14 protein-coding genes are annotated in these 16,208 nt (G+C 70.8%); 13 read left to right on the forward strand and 1 reads right to left on the reverse strand.

Going from position 1 to position 16,208, the window contains the following annotated elements:
* Nucleotides 1–36 precede the first annotated feature (36 nt).
* The 9 genes from ftsW (at nucleotide 37) to AC069T_RS06860 (ending at nucleotide 8,551) form a co-directional block, all read left to right on the forward strand.
* The gene (gene ftsW / locus AC069T_RS06820) at nucleotides 37–1,389 is read left to right on the forward strand and encodes a putative lipid II flippase FtsW (RefSeq protein WP_478781714.1); all 1,353 of its coding nucleotides are present in this window, start codon (nucleotides 37–39) and stop codon (nucleotides 1,387–1,389) included.
* 6 nt (nucleotides 1,390–1,395) lie between these two features.
* Nucleotides 1,396–2,490: an undecaprenyldiphospho-muramoylpentapeptide beta-N-acetylglucosaminyltransferase gene (gene murG / locus AC069T_RS06825; protein WP_356170210.1), complete on the forward strand. Its 1,095-nt coding sequence runs from the start codon at nucleotides 1,396–1,398 to the stop codon at nucleotides 2,488–2,490.
* A 15-nt stretch (nucleotides 2,491–2,505) separates the two neighbouring features.
* On the forward strand, nucleotides 2,506–3,300 hold the full coding sequence (locus AC069T_RS06830; RefSeq protein ID WP_478781715.1) for a cell division protein FtsQ/DivIB: 795 nt from the start codon (nucleotides 2,506–2,508) through the stop codon (nucleotides 3,298–3,300).
* A gap of 275 nt (nucleotides 3,301–3,575) precedes the next feature.
* A complete protein-coding gene (ftsZ, locus tag AC069T_RS06835; RefSeq protein WP_478781716.1) occupies nucleotides 3,576–4,766 on the forward strand; it encodes a cell division protein FtsZ in 1,191 nt (396 codons plus the stop codon).
* 26 nt (nucleotides 4,767–4,792) lie between these two features.
* The gene (pgeF, locus tag AC069T_RS06840; protein WP_478781859.1) at nucleotides 4,793–5,500 is read left to right on the forward strand and encodes a peptidoglycan editing factor PgeF; all 708 of its coding nucleotides are present in this window, start codon (nucleotides 4,793–4,795) and stop codon (nucleotides 5,498–5,500) included.
* A gap of 6 nt (nucleotides 5,501–5,506) precedes the next feature.
* Complete coding sequence (locus tag AC069T_RS06845) at nucleotides 5,507–6,226, forward strand: YggS family pyridoxal phosphate-dependent enzyme (protein WP_478781717.1); 720 nt, start codon at nucleotides 5,507–5,509, stop codon at nucleotides 6,224–6,226.
* Nucleotides 6,227–6,355: 129 nt separating this feature from the next.
* On the forward strand, nucleotides 6,356–6,997 hold the full coding sequence (locus AC069T_RS06850; protein ID WP_478781718.1) for a cell division protein SepF: 642 nt from the start codon (nucleotides 6,356–6,358) through the stop codon (nucleotides 6,995–6,997).
* Between the two features lie 50 nt (nucleotides 6,998–7,047).
* Nucleotides 7,048–7,338: a YggT family protein gene (locus AC069T_RS06855; protein ID WP_121403530.1), complete on the forward strand. Its 291-nt coding sequence runs from the start codon at nucleotides 7,048–7,050 to the stop codon at nucleotides 7,336–7,338.
* Nucleotides 7,339–7,390: 52 nt separating this feature from the next.
* Nucleotides 7,391–8,551: a DivIVA domain-containing protein gene (locus AC069T_RS06860; protein ID WP_478781719.1), complete on the forward strand. Its 1,161-nt coding sequence runs from the start codon at nucleotides 7,391–7,393 to the stop codon at nucleotides 8,549–8,551.
* A 394-nt stretch (nucleotides 8,552–8,945) separates the two neighbouring features.
* Here AC069T_RS06860 and ileS read toward each other — a convergent pair whose 3' ends face one another.
* Nucleotides 8,946–12,092: an isoleucine--tRNA ligase gene (ileS, locus tag AC069T_RS06865; protein WP_478781720.1), complete on the reverse strand. Its 3,147-nt coding sequence runs from the start codon at nucleotides 12,090–12,092 to the stop codon at nucleotides 8,946–8,948.
* 610 nt (nucleotides 12,093–12,702) lie between these two features.
* Between ileS and AC069T_RS06870 the strand changes: the two genes are divergently transcribed.
* From AC069T_RS06870 to AC069T_RS06885, 4 genes are all read left to right on the forward strand, one after another.
* Nucleotides 12,703–13,926 carry a TraR/DksA family transcriptional regulator gene (locus AC069T_RS06870; protein ID WP_478781721.1) on the forward strand — a complete coding sequence of 408 codons (1,224 nt, stop codon included), beginning with the start codon at nucleotides 12,703–12,705 and terminating at the stop codon, nucleotides 13,924–13,926.
* Nucleotides 13,927–14,001: 75 nt separating this feature from the next.
* Nucleotides 14,002–14,706, forward strand: a complete 705-nt coding sequence (gene lspA / locus AC069T_RS06875) for a signal peptidase II (RefSeq protein WP_478781722.1) — start codon at nucleotides 14,002–14,004, stop codon at nucleotides 14,704–14,706.
* 75 nt (nucleotides 14,707–14,781) lie between these two features.
* On the forward strand, nucleotides 14,782–15,726 hold the full coding sequence (locus tag AC069T_RS06880; protein ID WP_358855662.1) for an RluA family pseudouridine synthase: 945 nt from the start codon (nucleotides 14,782–14,784) through the stop codon (nucleotides 15,724–15,726).
* Nucleotides 15,723–16,190, forward strand: coding sequence for a GNAT family N-acetyltransferase (locus tag AC069T_RS06885; protein WP_478781723.1), 468 nt, complete (start codon nucleotides 15,723–15,725; stop codon nucleotides 16,188–16,190). The genes AC069T_RS06880 and AC069T_RS06885 overlap by 4 nt, the downstream gene beginning before the upstream one ends.
* The last annotated feature ends 18 nt before the right edge of the window (nucleotides 16,191–16,208 follow it).

The raw sequence follows: 16,208 nt of genomic DNA on the forward strand, positions 1-16,208 counted from the left end.
ACGGACGCGTGACACCGTTGTGGCCCGGAGACGCCGATGCCCAGTAGCCGTACCGGCCGGCCCCCCGTGCAGCGGGCCGCCAGGCGTCCCGCCGTGCCGCGCCACCCGGGCGAGAACCCGCTGCGCGGCTTCGTCGTGCGCGCCCGCCGCGCCTGGGACCGGCCGCTGACCGCGTACTACCTGATCTTCGGCAGCAGCCTGCTGATCACCGTGCTCGGCCTGGTGATGGTCTACTCGGCCTCGATGATCAAGGCGCTTCAGCTGTCCCTGCCGGGGTCGTACTTCTTCCGCAAGCAGTTCCTGGCGGCCGTCATCGGCACCGGGCTGCTGCTGCTCGCCTCGCGGATGCCGGTGAAGCTGCACCGGGCGCTGGCCTACCCGATACTGGCCGGTTCGGTCTTCCTGATGATCCTGGTGCAGGTGCCGGGGATAGGGATGTCGGTCAACGGGAACCAGAACTGGATCTCCGTCGGCGGGCCCTTCCAGCTCCAGCCCAGCGAGTTCGGCAAGCTCGCGCTCGTGCTGTGGGGCGCCGACCTGCTCGCCCGCAAGGAGGACAGACGGCTGCTGGCCCAGTGGAAGCACATGCTGGTGCCCCTGGTGCCGGTCGCCTTCATGCTGCTGGGGCTGATCATGCTCGGCGGTGACATGGGGACCGCGATCATCCTCACCGCGATCCTGTTCGGCCTGCTGTGGCTCGCCGGTGCCCCCACGCGGCTCTTCGCGGGCGTCCTGGCCGTCGCCGCGACGATCGGCGTCATCCTCATCAAGACCAGCCCCAACCGCATGTCACGGCTCGCCTGCATCGGCGCGACGGATCCCGGCGCGAACGACCAGTGCTGGCAGGCCGTGCACGGCATCTACGCCCTCGCGTCCGGCGGGCTCTTCGGATCCGGGCTCGGCGCGAGCGTGGAGAAATGGGGTCAACTGCCCGAAGCGCACACCGACTTCATCTTCGCCATCACCGGGGAGGAACTGGGTCTGTCAGGGACGCTGTCGGTGCTCGCCCTCTTCGCGGCTCTAGGCTATGCGGGTATCCGCGTGGCCGGACGCACGGAGGACCCCTTCGTCAGGTATGCCGCGGGAGGCGTGACCACCTGGATCACGGCGCAGGCCGTGATCAACATCGGTGCGGTGCTCGGCCTGCTGCCGATCGCCGGAGTCCCGCTCCCGCTGTTCTCCTACGGGGGGTCCGCCCTGCTGCCGACCATGTTCGCCATCGGGCTGCTGATCGCCTTCGCACGCGACGAGCCCGCTGCGCGGGCTGCGCTTGCCATGCGGCAACCCCGCTTTGGTAGAAAGCGTGCTGCGGTCAGAGGTTCTGGAGAACCTCGGAGATGGAACACGATGCGACGGCGTGCCTCGGCGCGTTCGTCCGGAGAGCGGTGAATTTCGGTGCATGTCGTACTCGCCGGCGGGGGGACCGCCGGCCACATCGAGCCCGCGCTCGCCCTCGCGGACGCCCTGCGCAGGCAGGACCCGACCGTGGGAATCACGGCCCTGGGCACGGAGCGCGGACTTGAGACCCGACTGGTGCCCGAGCGGGGCTACGATCTCGCGCTGATCCCCGCCGTGCCGCTGCCACGCAAGCCCACGCCCGAGCTGATCACCGTCCCCGGACGGCTGCGCGGCACGATCAAGGCCGCCGAGCAGATCCTGGAGCGCACCAAGGCGGACGCCGTGGTCGGCTTCGGGGGCTACGTCGCCCTCCCCGGCTACCTCGCCGCCAAGCGCCTCGGGGTGCCGATCGTCATCCACGAGGCCAACGCGCGGCCGGGCCTGGCCAACAAGATCGGCTCGCGGTACGCCGCCCAGGTCGCCGTCTCGACGCCGGACAGCAAGCTGCGCGGCGCCCGCTACATCGGCATCCCGCTGCGCCGCTCCATCGCCACGCTGGACCGCGCCGCCGTACGCCCCGAGGCCCGGGCCGCCTTCGGCCTGGACCCCGCCCTGCCGACCCTGCTGGTCTCCGGCGGCTCGCAGGGCGCCCGGCGCCTCAACGAGGTCGTCCAGCAGGTCGCTCCGTACCTCCAGCAGGCCGGCATCCAGATCCTGCACGCGGTCGGGCCCAAGAACGAACTGCCGCAGGTCCAGCAGATGCCGGGGATGCCCCCCTACATCCCGGTACCGTACGTGGACCGGATGGACCTCGCGTACGCCGCGGCCGACATGATGCTCTGCCGGGCGGGTGCGATGACCGTCGCCGAACTCTCCGCCGTCGGGCTCCCGGCCGCCTACGTCCCGCTGCCCATCGGCAACGGCGAACAGCGGCTCAACGCCCAGCCGGTGGTCAAGGCGGGCGGCGGACTGCTGGTCGACGACGCGGAACTGACGCCCGAGTGGATCCAGGCGAACGTGCTGCCCGTGCTGGCCGACCCGCACCGGCTGTTCGAGATGTCCCGCGCCGCCAGCGAGTTCGGCCGCCGGGACGCCGACGACCTGCTCGTCGGCATGGTGTACGAGGCGATTGCGTCGCGCCACCGCGCGTGACAGGAGGCAGGGAGCGTGGCCGGACCGACGACCGCCGAACGTGGCGAACGGCAGAAACCGCAGTCCGGCCCGCCCCGGCCGCCCCGCGTGGGGCGGCTGCCCCGCCCTCGTACGCTCATCATCCTTTTGCTCGCCCTGGTGTTGACCGGAGCCGCCTCCGTCTGGGTCCTCTACGGCTCCCACTGGCTGCGCGTCGAGACGGTGTCCGCCTCCGGCACGCGGGTCCTGACGCCGCGGCAGGTGCGCGACGTGGCCGAAGTGCCGGTCGGATCCCCGCTCGTGTCGGTCGACACCGACGCCATCGAGGCACGACTGCGCAGGAAACTGCCCCGGATCGACTCGGTCGACGTCGTCCGGTCCTGGCCCCGGGGAATCGGGCTGAAAGTGACCGAACGCACCCCGGTCCTGATCGTCAAAAACCCTGAAAAGGGCGGCAAGTACGTCGAAGTGGACGCGAAGGGAGTGCGATTCGCCACGGTTTCACGACCCCCGAAGGGTGTCCCCGCACTCGAACTGACGGTTTCCCGCTCCGCCGGGCTGCGCCGCTTCGGCACCGGCCGGCTGGTCCGCGAGGCGGTCCGGGTCGCCGGTGACCTGCCGGCCGCCGTCGCCCGCGACACCCGCACCGTCAAGGTCCGCTCGTACGACTCCATCTCGCTGGAGCTGAGCGGCGGCCGCACCGTCACCTGGGGCAGCGGTGAGCAGGGCCGCGCCAAGGCCCGTACGCTCACCGCACTCATGAAAGCAGCCTCCGGAGCCAGGGACTTCGACGTCAGCGTGCCCACCGCCCCTGCGTCAGCCGGGAGTTGACGCACATCCGCGCAGGCCAGCACCCTGGTTGGGCAGCGCTACGCCTGATCACATAGGGTGAAAAGAAAAACGGGAGGTTCGGCGTGTTCGTTGAACGTGCGCCACTTGTCGACTTAGTGTCCTGTTCGGAAGAGTCCAAGGAACAGACACACTGGTAACCCTAAACTTCAGCGTTAGGGTTCGGGTCGGCGTTCGGACCGTCCCATTCGGCATCAGTCGTCGGATCGCGAGACAGCGAGGCGGCGACACGTAACTCGAGGCGAGAGGCCTTCGACGTGGCAGCACCGCAGAACTACCTCGCAGTCATCAAAGTCATCGGTGTCGGCGGCGGTGGTGTCAATGCCATCAACCGGATGATCGAGGTCGGTCTCAAGGGCGTCGAGTTCATCGCCATCAACACCGACGCGCAAGCTCTGTTGATGAGCGACGCCGACGTCAAACTCGACGTCGGCCGTGAACTCACCCGCGGACTCGGCGCAGGAGCCAACCCGGCCGTCGGCCGCAAGGCGGCCGAGGACCACCGCGAGGAGATCGAGGAGGTCCTCAAGGGGGCCGACATGGTCTTCGTGACCGCCGGTGAAGGCGGCGGCACCGGCACCGGCGGAGCACCCGTCGTGGCCAACATCGCCCGTTCACTCGGCGCCCTCACCATCGGCGTGGTCACGCGCCCCTTCACCTTCGAGGGGCGGCGCCGGGCCAACCAGGCCGAGGACGGCATCGCGGAACTCCGCGAAGAGGTCGACACCCTCATCGTCATCCCCAACGACCGGCTGCTGTCCATCTCGGACCGCCAGGTCTCGGTCCTCGACGCGTTCAAGTCGGCGGACCAGGTCCTGCTGTCCGGTGTGCAGGGCATCACCGACCTCATCACCACGCCCGGCCTGATCAACCTCGACTTCGCCGACGTCAAGTCCGTGATGTCAGAGGCGGGTTCGGCCCTCATGGGCATCGGCTCGGCCCGCGGCGACGACCGCGCGGTGGCGGCCGCGGAGATGGCGATCTCCTCGCCGCTCCTCGAGGCCTCCATCGACGGCGCGCGCGGCGTGCTGCTCTCCATCTCCGGCGGCTCCGACCTCGGCCTGTTCGAGATCAACGAAGCCGCCCAGCTGGTGAGCGAGGCCGCGCACCCCGAGGCCAACATCATCTTCGGCGCGGTCATCGACGACGCCCTCGGCGACGAGGTGCGGGTCACCGTCATCGCCGCCGGCTTCGACGGCGGTCAGCCGCCGTCCAAGCGGGACACCGTCCTCGGGTCCTCGTCGGCCAAGCGTGAGGAGCCCACCCCGGTGCGCTCCTCCGACAGCCGCCCGACCTTCGGCTCGCTCGGCAGCGTCACGCCGAAGGAGGCTCCGGAGCCCGCTCCGGAGCCGGCCAACGAGCTGCCGGTCGCCCCGCCGGTCCCGCCGTCCCGCTCCTACTCGGACAGCGCGGCCGAAGAGCTGGACGTGCCGGACTTCCTGAAGTGATAGGACATCGCTCCAGAACGAGCACACTGGGCGGCGCCCACTTCGCCTTCACCGACCGGTGGGGCGGAGTGAGCGCCGTTCCGTACGAGGAGCTCAACCTCGGCGGAGCGGTCGGCGACGACCCCGACGCCGTACGCACCAACCGCGAACTGGCCGCCAAGTCCCTGGGACTCGACCCGGCCGGGGTCGTGTGGATGAACCAGGTGCACGGACCCGACGTGGCGGTGGTCGACGAGCCTTGGGGGGGCCGGCCCGTACCCGAGGTCGACGCGCTCGTCACGGTCCGGCGCGGCCTCCCCCTCGCCGTACTCACCGCGGACTGCACGCCGGTCCTGCTCGCCGACCCCGTCGCCGGGGTGGTCGCCGCCGCGCACGCCGGGCGGCCCGGCATGGTCGCCGGAGTCGTACCGGCCGCGGTCGCGGCGATGGCGGAGCTCGGCGCCGAGCCGTCCCGGATCGTCGCCCGCACCGGGCCCGCGGTCTGCGGCCGGTGCTACGAAGTGCCGGAAGCCATGCGTGCCGACGTCGCCGCGGCCGAGCCCGCGGCGTACGCCGAGACGAGCTGGGGCACACCGGCGGTCGACGTGACCGCCGGCGTGCACGCGCAGCTGGAACGGCTCGGGGTGTGCGACCGGGAGCGGTCGCCGGTGTGCACGATCGAATCGGATGACCACTTCTCGTACCGACGGGACCGCACGACCGGGCGGCTCGCCGGCTATGTCTGGCTGGACTGATGGGGCATGACGGACCGTAAGGCGCAACTCGCCGGAAATCTGGCGGAAGTGGAAGAACGCATCACCGCGGCGTGCACGGCCGCGGGGCGCAGGCGTGAAGAGGTGACCCTGATCGTGGTCACCAAGACCTACCCGGCGAGCGATGTGCGGATCCTCTCGGAACTCGGCGTGCGGCACGTCGCCGAGAACCGGGACCAGGACGCGGCACCCAAGGCCGCGGAGTGCGAGGATCTGCCCCTCTCGTGGCACTTTGTCGGCCAGTTGCAGACCAACAAGGTTCGCTCCGTGGTCGGTTATGCCGATGTCGTGCAGTCCGTCGATCGTCCCAAGCTCGTCACAGCTCTGTCGAAGGAAGCGGTCAGGACGGGGCGGGAACTGGGCTGCCTCATCCAGGTCGCGCTCGACGCGGGGGAGAGCGGCCGGGGCGAGCGCGGCGGCGTGGGCCCGGGCGGGATCGAGGAGTTGGGGGACCTCGTCGCGGGCGCCCCCGGGCTCCGGCTCGACGGACTGATGACCGTCGCCCCCCTCACCGGGCCGTACGCGGGCCGCCAACCGGCGGCGTTCGAGCGGCTGATGGATTTGTCGACTGTCCTGCGCGCCGCTCATCCGGCTGCGAACATGGTCTCCGCAGGGATGAGTGCGGACCTCGAGCAGGCCGTGGCGGCCGGAGCGACACATGTACGCGTCGGCACCGCGGTACTCGGCGTCCGCCCCGGGCTCGGGTAACGTCGCCAAGAAGTCGGACCACAGCAGAAAATATGGTCATTCCGCCGATAGGCGGGCAAAACGACCTCGTGGATCGCGGGCACTTGGCAAGTCGTCAGCCGATCCACCACAGAGCGGAGGACTCAGAGCATGGCCGGCGCGATGCGCAAGATGGCGGTCTACCTCGGCCTCGTGGAGGACGATGGGTACGACGGCAGGGGATTCGACCCCGACGACGACTTCGAGCCCGAGCTCGACCCGGAGCCCGAGCGGGACCGCAGGCGGCACGAGCCGTCCCACCAGTCGCACCAGGCACATCAGCCACAAAGGGACGAACCGGTGCGAGTGGTGCAGTCGCCGGTGCAGCGCGACCCCGTGCCGCATTCGGCTTCGCTGGCCGCGGAATCCGGGCGTCCCGCGCGAATCGCCCCCGTGGCGTCCATCACACAAGAACGTCAGAACATGGAGAAGAACGCACCGGTGATCATGCCCAAGGTCGTGTCCGAGCGAGAGCCGTACCGGATCACCACGCTGCACCCGCGGACCTACAACGAGGCCCGTACCATCGGGGAACACTTCCGTGAGGGCACCCCGGTGATCATGAATCTGACCGAGATGGATGACACGGACGCGAAGCGACTTGTCGACTTTGCGGCCGGTTTGGTGTTTGGTCTTCACGGCAGCATCGAGCGGGTGACGCAGAAGGTGTTCCTGTTGTCGCCTGCTAACGTCGATGTCACGGCGGAGGACAAGGCCCGCATCGCAGAGGGCGGGTTCTTCAACCAGAGCTGAAGACGCAGGACCGGACACGGCACGGAACAGGGGAGAGGGACGCACGGATCATGGGCGTGGTTTTGGAGATTCTCTACGTCGCGCTGATGTGCTTCCTCATCGTGCTGATCTTCCGGCTGGTCATGGACTACGTCTTCCAGTTCGCCCGCTCATGGCAACCCGGCAAGGCGATGGTGGTCGTTCTGGAGGCCACCTACACTGTCACCGATCCACCGCTCAAGCTGCTGAGGCGGTTCATTCCGCCACTGCGTCTCGGGGGCGTGGCACTTGACCTGTCCTTCTTCGTACTGATGATCATCGTCTACATCCTGATCACTCTCGTGGGCAATCTCGCGAGGTGACTGTGGACGATACGGTCTTGCCGACTGCCGATGACTACGTTGAGGTGAAGAGATGCCGTTGACCCCCGAGGACGTGCGGAACAAGCAGTTCACGACCGTCCGCCTCCGAGAAGGCTATGACGAGGACGAGGTCGATGCCTTCCTCGACGAGGTCGAAGCCGAACTGACGCGCTTGCTGCGCGAGAACGAGGACCTGCGCGCCAAACTGGCGGCGGCCACGCGCGCGGCTGCGCAGAACCAGCAGCAGGGCATGCGCAAGCCGCCCGAGCAGCAGGACCAGCAGCACCAGCAGCATCAGCAGCAGGGTCCGCCGCAGGGCATGCGCGGTCCGGGTGCTCCCGTGCCCGCCGGCATATCGGGCCCGCCGCAGCAGCAGATGGGTGGCCCCATGGGTGGTCCGCCCCAGCTGCCGAGCGGTGCGCCGCAGTTGCCCGCCGGCCCCAGTGGCCAGGGCGGTCCGCAGGGTCCCGGTCCGATGGGCCAGGGTCCGATGGGCCAGGGTCCCGGTCCGATGCAGGGTCAGATGCAGGGTCAGATGCAGCAGCACATGGGCGGCCCGATGGGCGGTCCCATGGGCAATCACGGCCCGCAGATGCAGCAGCCCGGTCAGGGCCCCGGCGGCGACAGCGCCGCCCGCGTGCTCTCGCTGGCCCAGCAGACCGCCGACCAGGCGATCGCCGAGGCCCGCTCCGAGGCCAACAAGATCGTCGGCGAGGCCCGCAGCCGTGCCGAGGGTCTCGAGCGTGACGCCCGTGCCAAGGCAGACGCGCTGGAGCGGGACGCGCAGGAGAAGCACCGCGTGGCGATGGGCTCCCTGGAGTCCGCTCGCGCCACGCTGGAGCGCAAGGTCGAGGACCTGCGTGGCTTCGAGCGCGAGTACCGCACGCGTCTGAAGTCCTACCTGGAGTCGCAGCTGCGTCAGCTGGAGACCCAGGCCGACGACTCGCTGGCTCCGCCGCGTACGCCGGCGGCCGCGTCGCTGCCGTCGTCGTCCGCGCCCTCCATGGCGCCGGCCGGTGCGAGCGCTCCGGGCTACGGCAACCAGGGCATGGGTGGCAACCAGTCGCAGGCCGCTCCGTCCTACGGCGGTCAGCAGCAGATGTCCCCCGCCATGACGCAGCCGATGGCGCCGGTGCGGCCGCAGGGGCCGTCGCCGATGCAGCAGGCTCCCTCGCCGATGCGTGGCTTCCTGATCGACGAGGACGACAACTGACGGCCTTCCGTACGCCTTAGGCGTCGGCAGCGTCAGGGCGGGGCCCCCGGGTGATTCCGGGGGCCCCGCCCTTTTGTCGTGCCGTGCGGCTGCCTTTTCCGTGCTTCCGGGGCGGGGCGGGGCAGGGCAGGGACGGCGAAGGCCCGGTGCCACCGTGGATGCGGTGGCACCGGGCCTTTCTCCGTGCCCGGTGCGGGGGTGGGCGTGGGGGTTTCTTCGCCCCCTCCACCCCTTCCCGTCCCGTTCCCGGGGGCTGCGCCCCCGGGCCCCCCTTCGCGCTTCGCGCTCGTCCTCAAACGCCGGACGGGCTGGATCACCTGCGCCCCCGGACCGACGCGCCGCCGGACGGGCTGGATCACCGGCGCCCCGGGCTGTCTCCGGCGCCGGGCGGGCTTCAGGCGGCCTTGCGGAGGTGGAAGGTCAGGGACAGGGACTCGTCCGTGAAGGCCGGGCCGTAGGTGTCGTCGGGTTCGGCCTGGGCGAAGTCCGTGGCGAGGACCTCGTCCGCGATGAGGGCGGAGTGTTCGGACAGGGCGGCGATGACGGCCGGGTCGGTGGCGGTCCAGCGCAGGGCGATGCGGTCGGCCACGTCGAGGCCGCTGTTCTTGCGGGCCTCCTGGATCAGACGGATCGCGTCACGGGCGAGGCCCGCGCGGCGGAGTTCCTCGGTGATCTCCAGGTCGAGCGCGACCGTCGCGCCCGAGTCGGAGGCGACGGACCAGCCCTCGCGCGGGGTCTCTGTGATGATCACCTCGTCGGGGGCCAGGGTGACCGTCTCGCCGTCGACCTCGACCGAGGCCGTGCCCTCGCGCAGGGCGAGGGACAGGGCGGCCGCGTCGGCGTCCGCGACGGCCCTCGCGACCGCCTGGACGCCCTTGCCGAAGCGCTTGCCCAGGGCGCGGAAGTTCGCCTTGGCCGTCGTGTCGACCAGGGAGCCGCCCACCTCGGAGAGGGAGGCGAGCGAGCTGACGTTCAGCTCCTCCGTGATCTGCGCGTGCAGTTCCGGGTCGAGGGACGCGAAGCCGGTCGCGGCGACCAGCGCGCGGGACAGCGGCTGACGGGTCTTGACGCCGGACTCCGCGCGCGTGGCACGGCCCAGCTCCACCAGGCGGCGGACGAGGACCATCTGCTTCGACAGCTCCGGGTCGATGGCGGACAGGTCCGCCTGCGGCCAGGACGAGAGGTGCACCGACTCCGGGGCGTCCGGGGCGACCGGGACGACCAGGTCCTGCCAGACCCGTTCGGTGATGAACGGGGTGAGCGGGGCCATCAGGCGCGTGACGGTCTCGATGACCTCGTGCAGGGTGCGCAGGGCCGCCTTGTCGCCCTGCCAGAAGCGGCGACGGGAGCGGCGCACGTACCAGTTGGACAGGTCGTCGACGAAGGCCGACAGGAGCTTTCCGGCGCGCTGGGTGTCGTACGACTCCAGGGCCTGCGTCACCTGGTCGGTGAGCGCGTGCAGTTCGGACAGCAGCCAGCGGTCGAGGACCGGGCGGTCGGCCGGGGCCGGATCGGCCTCGCTCGGTGCCCAGCCGGCGGTGCGGGCGTACAGGGCCTGGAACGCGACCGTGTTCCAGTACGTGAGGAGGGTCTTGCGGACGACCTCCTGGATCGTGCCGTGGCCCACCCGGCGGCCCGCCCACGGGGAGCCGCCGGCCGCCATGAACCACCGCACCGCGTCTGCTCCGTGCTGGTCCATCAGCGGGATCGGCTGGAGGATGTTGCCCAGGTGCTTGGACATCTTGCGGCCGTCCTCGGCGAGGATGTGCCCGAGGCAGACCACGTTCTCGTAGCTGGACTTGTCGAAGACGAGCGTGCCGACGGCCATCAGCGTGTAGAACCAGCCGCGGGTCTGGTCGATGGCCTCCGAGATGAACTGAGCCGGGTAGCGGCTTTCGAACAGCTCCTTGTTCTTGTACGGGTAGCCCCACTGCGCGAACGGCATCGAACCCGAGTCGTACCAGGCGTCGATGACCTCCGGGACGCGGGTCGCCGTCCGGCCGCAGCCGTCCTCGGGGCACGCGAAGGTGACCGCGTCGATGTACGGGCGGTGCGGGTCCAGGCCGGACTGGTCCGTGCCCGTCAGTTCGGAGAGTTCCGCGCGGGAGCCGACGCACGTGAGGTGGCCCTCCTCGCAGGTCCACAGGGGCAGCGGGGTGCCCCAGTAGCGGCTGCGGGACAGCGCCCAGTCGATGTTGTTGTTCAGCCAGTCGCCGAAGCGGCCGTGCTTGACCGAGTCGGGGAACCAGTTGGTCTTCTCGTTCTCCTGGAGGAGGCGGTCCTTGACGGCCGTGGTGCGGATGTACCAGGACGGCTGCGCGTAGTACAGGAGCGCGGTGTGGCAGCGCCAGCAGTGCGGGTAGCTGTGCTCGTACGGGATGTGCTTGAAGAGCAGACCGCGCTGCTGGAGGTCCTCGGTGAGCTTTTCGTCCGCCTTCTTGAAGAAGACGCCGCCCACGAGCGGGACGTCCTCCTCGAAGGTGCCGTCCCGCCGGACGGGGTTCACGACGGGCAGGCCGTAGGCGCGGCAGACCTTGAGGTCGTCCTCACCGAAGGCGGGGGACTGGTGGACCAGACCCGTACCGTCCTCGGTCGTCACGTACTCGGCGTTGACCACGTAGTGGGCCGGCTCCGGGAACCCGACGAGCTCGAACGGACGTTGATAGGTCCAGCGCTCCATCTCGGCGCCGGTGAAGGTCTCCCCGGTGGTCTCCCAGCCCTCGCCGAGCGCCTTCTCGACGAGCGGCTCGGCGACGACGAGCCTCTCCTCGCCGTTCGTCGCGACGACGTACGTCACGCCGGGGTGGGCGGCGACCGCGGTGTTGGAGACCAGCGTCCAGGGAGTCGTCGTCCAGACGAGGAGGGCGGCGTCGCCGGCGAGCGGACCGGAGGTGAGCGGGAAACGGACGTACACCGACGGGTCGACGATCGTCTCGTAGCCCTGCGCCAGCTCGTGGTCCGACAGACCCGTCTCGTCGCGCGGGCACCACGGGGCGACGCGGTAGTCCTGGACCAGGAGGCCCTTGTTGAAGATCTCCTTCAGCGACCACCAGACGGACTCCACGTACTCGGGGTCCATCGTGCGGTACGCGTCGTCGAGGTCGACCCAGTAGCCCATGCGGTTCGTGAGCTCGGTGAAGGCGTCGGTGTGGCGCGTCACGGACTCACGGCACTTGGCGTTGAACTCGGCGATGCCGTACGCCTCGATGTCCTTCTTGCCGTTGAACCCGAGCTCCTTCTCCACCGCGATCTCGACCGGCAGGCCGTGGCAGTCCCAGCCGGCCTTGCGGGCCACGTGGTAGCCGCGCATGGTGCGAAAGCGCGGGAACACGTCCTTGAAGACGCGCGCCTCGATGTGGTGGGCGCCGGGCATGCCGTTGGCGGTGGGCGGGCCCTCGTAGAACACCCACTCGGGTCGGCCCTCGGACTGCTCGAGGCTCTTGGTGAAGATCTTCTGCTCGCGCCAGAAGTCGAGCACGGCGTGCTCGAGGGCGGGCAGGTCGACCTGGGCGGGCACCTGGCGGTACGTCGGCGCTGTCATCAGCGAGCTTCCTCCAACGGACTTTCTGCCTTCCGTCGGAGGGACGAGAGCTCTGTTGCCGTAGCTACGGACGCCGTGTGCGGCGCGCTCCCGCGGTACCACCCTCCTTGGCCCTCCGGTGCGCGGTGTGCACCGGTGAGCCCCCTCATTGGGGTCGCGATGCCGGCTCTACTGGCCCCGTGCGGGGTGTTCTTCCGGCGGCTCCGGGGTGATCTTCACGTCGCGCTGGCCCCCGGGCTTCCACCGTCCCCGGGTCGCTCCTGGCCGCCTACGCCGCTACTCGTCCCCATCCACGCTTTTCGCTCCGCCCAGTGTACGGCGCCGCGGGGACAGCGGCCGACCGCTTTTGAGGGGGCCGGGGCCGGTGCCGCGCAGGGCCGCTCCGGGCTGCGGGCTGACCCGAATGGCGCGGCCCCCGGGTGCGGATCCCGGGACGCCGGGATCGGCGGATTACCCGGCGGGGAGCTGGGCACAACGCTTGCAGGCTCGCCGCACGGGATCCGTGGGGCGGGCGAATCGCGGGCGTGCCCCGTTGCCGCGGGCCTGAAGTCGATTTATCGTCCCAGCACGATTCGCGAGCAAGATCACAATATGTGAAGGGGCCGCGGCCATGGTGGCGAAGAAGACCGCCGTACAGCAGTCGGCGTCCGGCAGATCCACGGGTCCGGCGGCCAAGGACGTGGGGGGCCGGAAGCAGGCACAGGGGGCACCCGCGGCGCGCGCCGCGGGGAAGACCGCCGCCACGAAGACGTCCGCGTCGACGACGTCGGCATCGAAGGGGTCCGCGTCGAAGACGTCCGCCGCGAAGGCGGTCGCTACGGAGACCGCCGCCAGGCGGACGACCGCCTCGGAGGTGGTGGCGGCCCCGGCGAAGACGGCCGCGAAGAAGGCCTCCTCGACGAAGGCCTCCCCGGCGAAAGCTTCCTCCGGGAAGACCGCCGCCAAGAAGGCCACGGCCGCCAAGGAGGCGGTGGCCGGGAAGTCCCCGGGCCGGAGGACGGCCGCCGCGGTGAAGGGCACGGAGGCGGCACCGGTCGGGGCGGACGGGGCATCCGCGCGGGCGACGGCGGAGCCGGCGTCGGTGAAGGGGCCGGCGAAGACGCCGGTGAAGAAGGCTCCCGCGAAGAAGGCACGCACCGCCGGCGGGAAGAAAACCTCCGCACAAAAGGCCGTCCCGGAGGCGTCGGGCCCGGCGGAGGGCGCCGCGGCGCGGGGCGACGAGGAGAGCGGCAGCACCCGGAGGGCCGGTGCGAGGAGTGCGGCCCCCAGGAGCACCAGCAGGACCGACAAGGCGGTCGCGTCCGCGGCCGAGGGCGCGGCGGAGGCCGCGAAGAAGACGGGAGCCACGACGGTGGTTGCGAAGAAGACCCCTGGCACGGCCACGGCGGCGAAGAACCCCAGCGCGGTCCCCAAGGCGCGGCTCGCCGGGACGGAGCCCGGCGAGCTCGCGGTGCGCCCCGGCGAGGACCCCTGGACTGCGGAGGAGGTCGAGGAGGCGCGCGCCGGGCTGGCGTCCGAGTCGGCGCGGCTGAGCGCGGAGATCACGGCCTCCGAGGAGGCCCTGGTTGGCCTGATGCGGGACTCCGGCGACGGGGCCGGTGACGACGAGGCCGACACCGGCACCAAGAACATCACCCGTGAGCACGAGATGTCCCTCGCCGCCAACGCGCGCGAGATGCTCGACCAGACCGAGCGCGCCCTCAATCGTCTCGAAGCGGGCACCTACGGGCTGTGCGAGAACTGCGGCAACGCCATCGGCAAGGCGCGGATGCAGGCCTTCCCGCGGGCCACTCTGTGCGTCGAGTGCAAGCAGAAGCAGGAGCGCCGTTCCTGACCGTCCTGAGCACGTGGCCGGGGAGGCTCGTGCCGTACTCTCTCCTCAGTCAGGCACCTAGGTTGAGGGACTCACGTGGCAGAGGCGGAGCGCATCATCGGTACGCCGGAAACCCCTAACGCGTCGGGGGCCGAGCCGGAGCGGTCCGAGGGGCACGCGGCGCCGGGGGAGCGGTCCGGCTCCGACGGGGCGCGGGTCCCGGCCGACCGGTCCGGCGCCGGCTCCGCGGCGCCGGCCGAGGGCGCGGGCGAGAGCGCCCCGGACGGGGCGGCGGACGGGCCCGCGCGGCCCGGGGGCAGGCGCCGGATCGCGGTCCTGTTCACCGTCGCCGCGCTGGCGTACGCCCTCGACCTCGTCAGCAAGATGCTGGTCGTCGCGAAGCTGGAGCACCACGCGCCGGTCGAGGTCGTCGGGGACTGGCTCAAGTTCGAGGCGATCCGCAACGCGGGCGCGGCCTTCGGCTTCGGTGAGGCCTTCACCATCATCTTCACCGTGATCGCGGCGGCCGTGATCGTGGTCATCGCCCGGCTCGCGCGCAAGCTCTACAGCGTGCCGTGGGCGATCGCGCTCGGCCTGCTGCTGGGCGGCGCGCTGGGCAACCTCACCGACCGGATCTTCCGGACGCCCGGCGTCTTCGAGGGCGCGGTCGTCGACTTCATCGCGCCGAAGCACTTCGCGGTGTTCAACCTCGCCGACTCGGCGATCGTCTGCGGCGGCATCCTGATCGTGCTGCTGTCCTTCCGCGGGCTCGACCCCGACGGGACCGTCCACAGGGACTGACCGCGCTCCCCTCCACGGGCACTGGCGTTCGGGTTCTGGTCAGGTGGTGCCGGACCCGTCCGGCATACTCGACGGGTGAGCACGATTCCCGAGATCCGTACCCTGCCCGTGCCGGACGGCCTGGAGGGCGAGCGCGTCGACGCCGCCATCTCCCGCATGTTCGGCTTCTCCCGTACCAAGGCGGCCGAGCTGGCCGCGGCAGGCAAGGTGCTGGTCGACGGCACGGTGGTCGGCAAGTCCGAACGGGTGCACGGCGGCGCCTGGCTCGAGGTGGAGATGCCCCAGGCGCCCGCCCCCGTGCAGGTGGTCGCCGAGCCCGTCGAGGGCATGGAGATCGTGCACGACGACGACGACGTGCTCGTCATCGTCAAGCCCGTCGGCGTGGCCGCCCACCCCAGTCCCGGCTGGTCGGGGCCGACCGTGATCGGCGGGCTCGCCGCCGCCGGGTACCGCATCTCGACCTCGGGTGCCGCCGAGCGCCAGGGCATCGTGCACCGCCTCGACGTGGGCACGTCGGGCCTGATGGTCGTCGCCAAGTCGGAGTACGCGTACACGTCGCTCAAGCGCCAGTTCAAGGAGCGCACGGTCGACAAGCGCTACCACACGCTGGTCCAGGGTCACCCGGACCCGACGAGCGGCACCATCGACGCCCCCATCGGCCGGCACCCCAACCACGACTACAAGTGGGCGGTGACCGCCGAGGGCAAGGACTCCGTCACGCACTACGACCTGGTCGAGGCGTTCCGTGCGGCGTCGCTGCTCGACGTCAAGCTGGAGACCGGCCGCACCCACCAGATCCGCGTCCACATGGCCGCCCACCGCCACCCCTGCGTCGGCGACCTGACCTACGGCGCCGACCCGACGCTGGCCAAGCGGCTCGGCCTCACCCGGCAGTGGCTGCACGCCGTGCGGCTCGGCTTCGAGCACCCCGGTGACGGGCAGTGGGTGGAGTTCGGGAGCGAGTACCCGCAGGACCTCCAGCAGGCGCTGGACAAGGTGCGGGAGGAAAGCTACGCATGACCGCCGCCTACGTGGTGCGTGTCGCGGAGGACGCCGCCGACCGTGAGGCGTGCTTCGCGGTCCGCAAGGAGGTCTTCGTCGTCGAGCAGCGGGTCCCCCAGGACATCGAGTACGACGCGTACGACGCCGGTGCCCTGCACGTCCTGGCGGTCCGCGACGACGGCGTGCCGCTCGGCACCGGCCGGCTCCTGCACGGCGCGGCGGCCGCCGCCAAGACCGGCGGCGACGTGGCCGTCGGCTCCCTGGGGCGGCTCGCGGTGACGCGGGAGGCACGCGGCCTCGGCGTCGGGGCCGCGCTGGTGCGTGCCATCGAGGACGCGGCACGCGCGCGTGGACTGACCGCGGTGGACCTGCACGCGCAGACCCACGCGCTGGGCTTCTACGAGCGGCTCGGCTACGTCGCGTACGGGCCTGAGTTCCCCGACGCCGGGATTCCGCACCGGTCGATGCGGCGCTCCCTGTAGCGGTGGCCGGCGGTGCTT

It is taken from the genome of Streptomyces sp. NPDC043867, assembly GCF_056435845.1.

Excerpts from the sequence above, each read along its gene's own strand:
- ftsW (WP_478781714.1), top strand. The coding sequence starts at position 37 with ATGCCCAGTAGCCGTACCGGCCGGCCCCCCGTGCAGCGGGCCGCCAGG.
- AC069T_RS06845 (WP_478781717.1), top strand. The coding sequence starts at position 5,507 with ATGACGGACCGTAAGGCGCAACTCGCCGGAAATCTGGCGGAAGTGGAA.
- AC069T_RS06850 (WP_478781718.1), top strand. The coding sequence starts at position 6,356 with ATGGCCGGCGCGATGCGCAAGATGGCGGTCTACCTCGGCCTCGTGGAG.
- AC069T_RS06855 (WP_121403530.1), top strand. The coding sequence starts at position 7,048 with ATGGGCGTGGTTTTGGAGATTCTCTACGTCGCGCTGATGTGCTTCCTC.
- AC069T_RS06860 (WP_478781719.1), top strand. The coding sequence starts at position 7,391 with ATGCCGTTGACCCCCGAGGACGTGCGGAACAAGCAGTTCACGACCGTC.
- ileS (WP_478781720.1), bottom strand. The coding sequence starts at position 12,092 with ATGACAGCGCCGACGTACCGCCAGGTGCCCGCCCAGGTCGACCTGCCC.
- AC069T_RS06870 (WP_478781721.1), top strand. The coding sequence starts at position 12,703 with ATGGTGGCGAAGAAGACCGCCGTACAGCAGTCGGCGTCCGGCAGATCC.
- AC069T_RS06885 (WP_478781723.1), top strand. The coding sequence starts at position 15,723 with ATGACCGCCGCCTACGTGGTGCGTGTCGCGGAGGACGCCGCCGACCGT.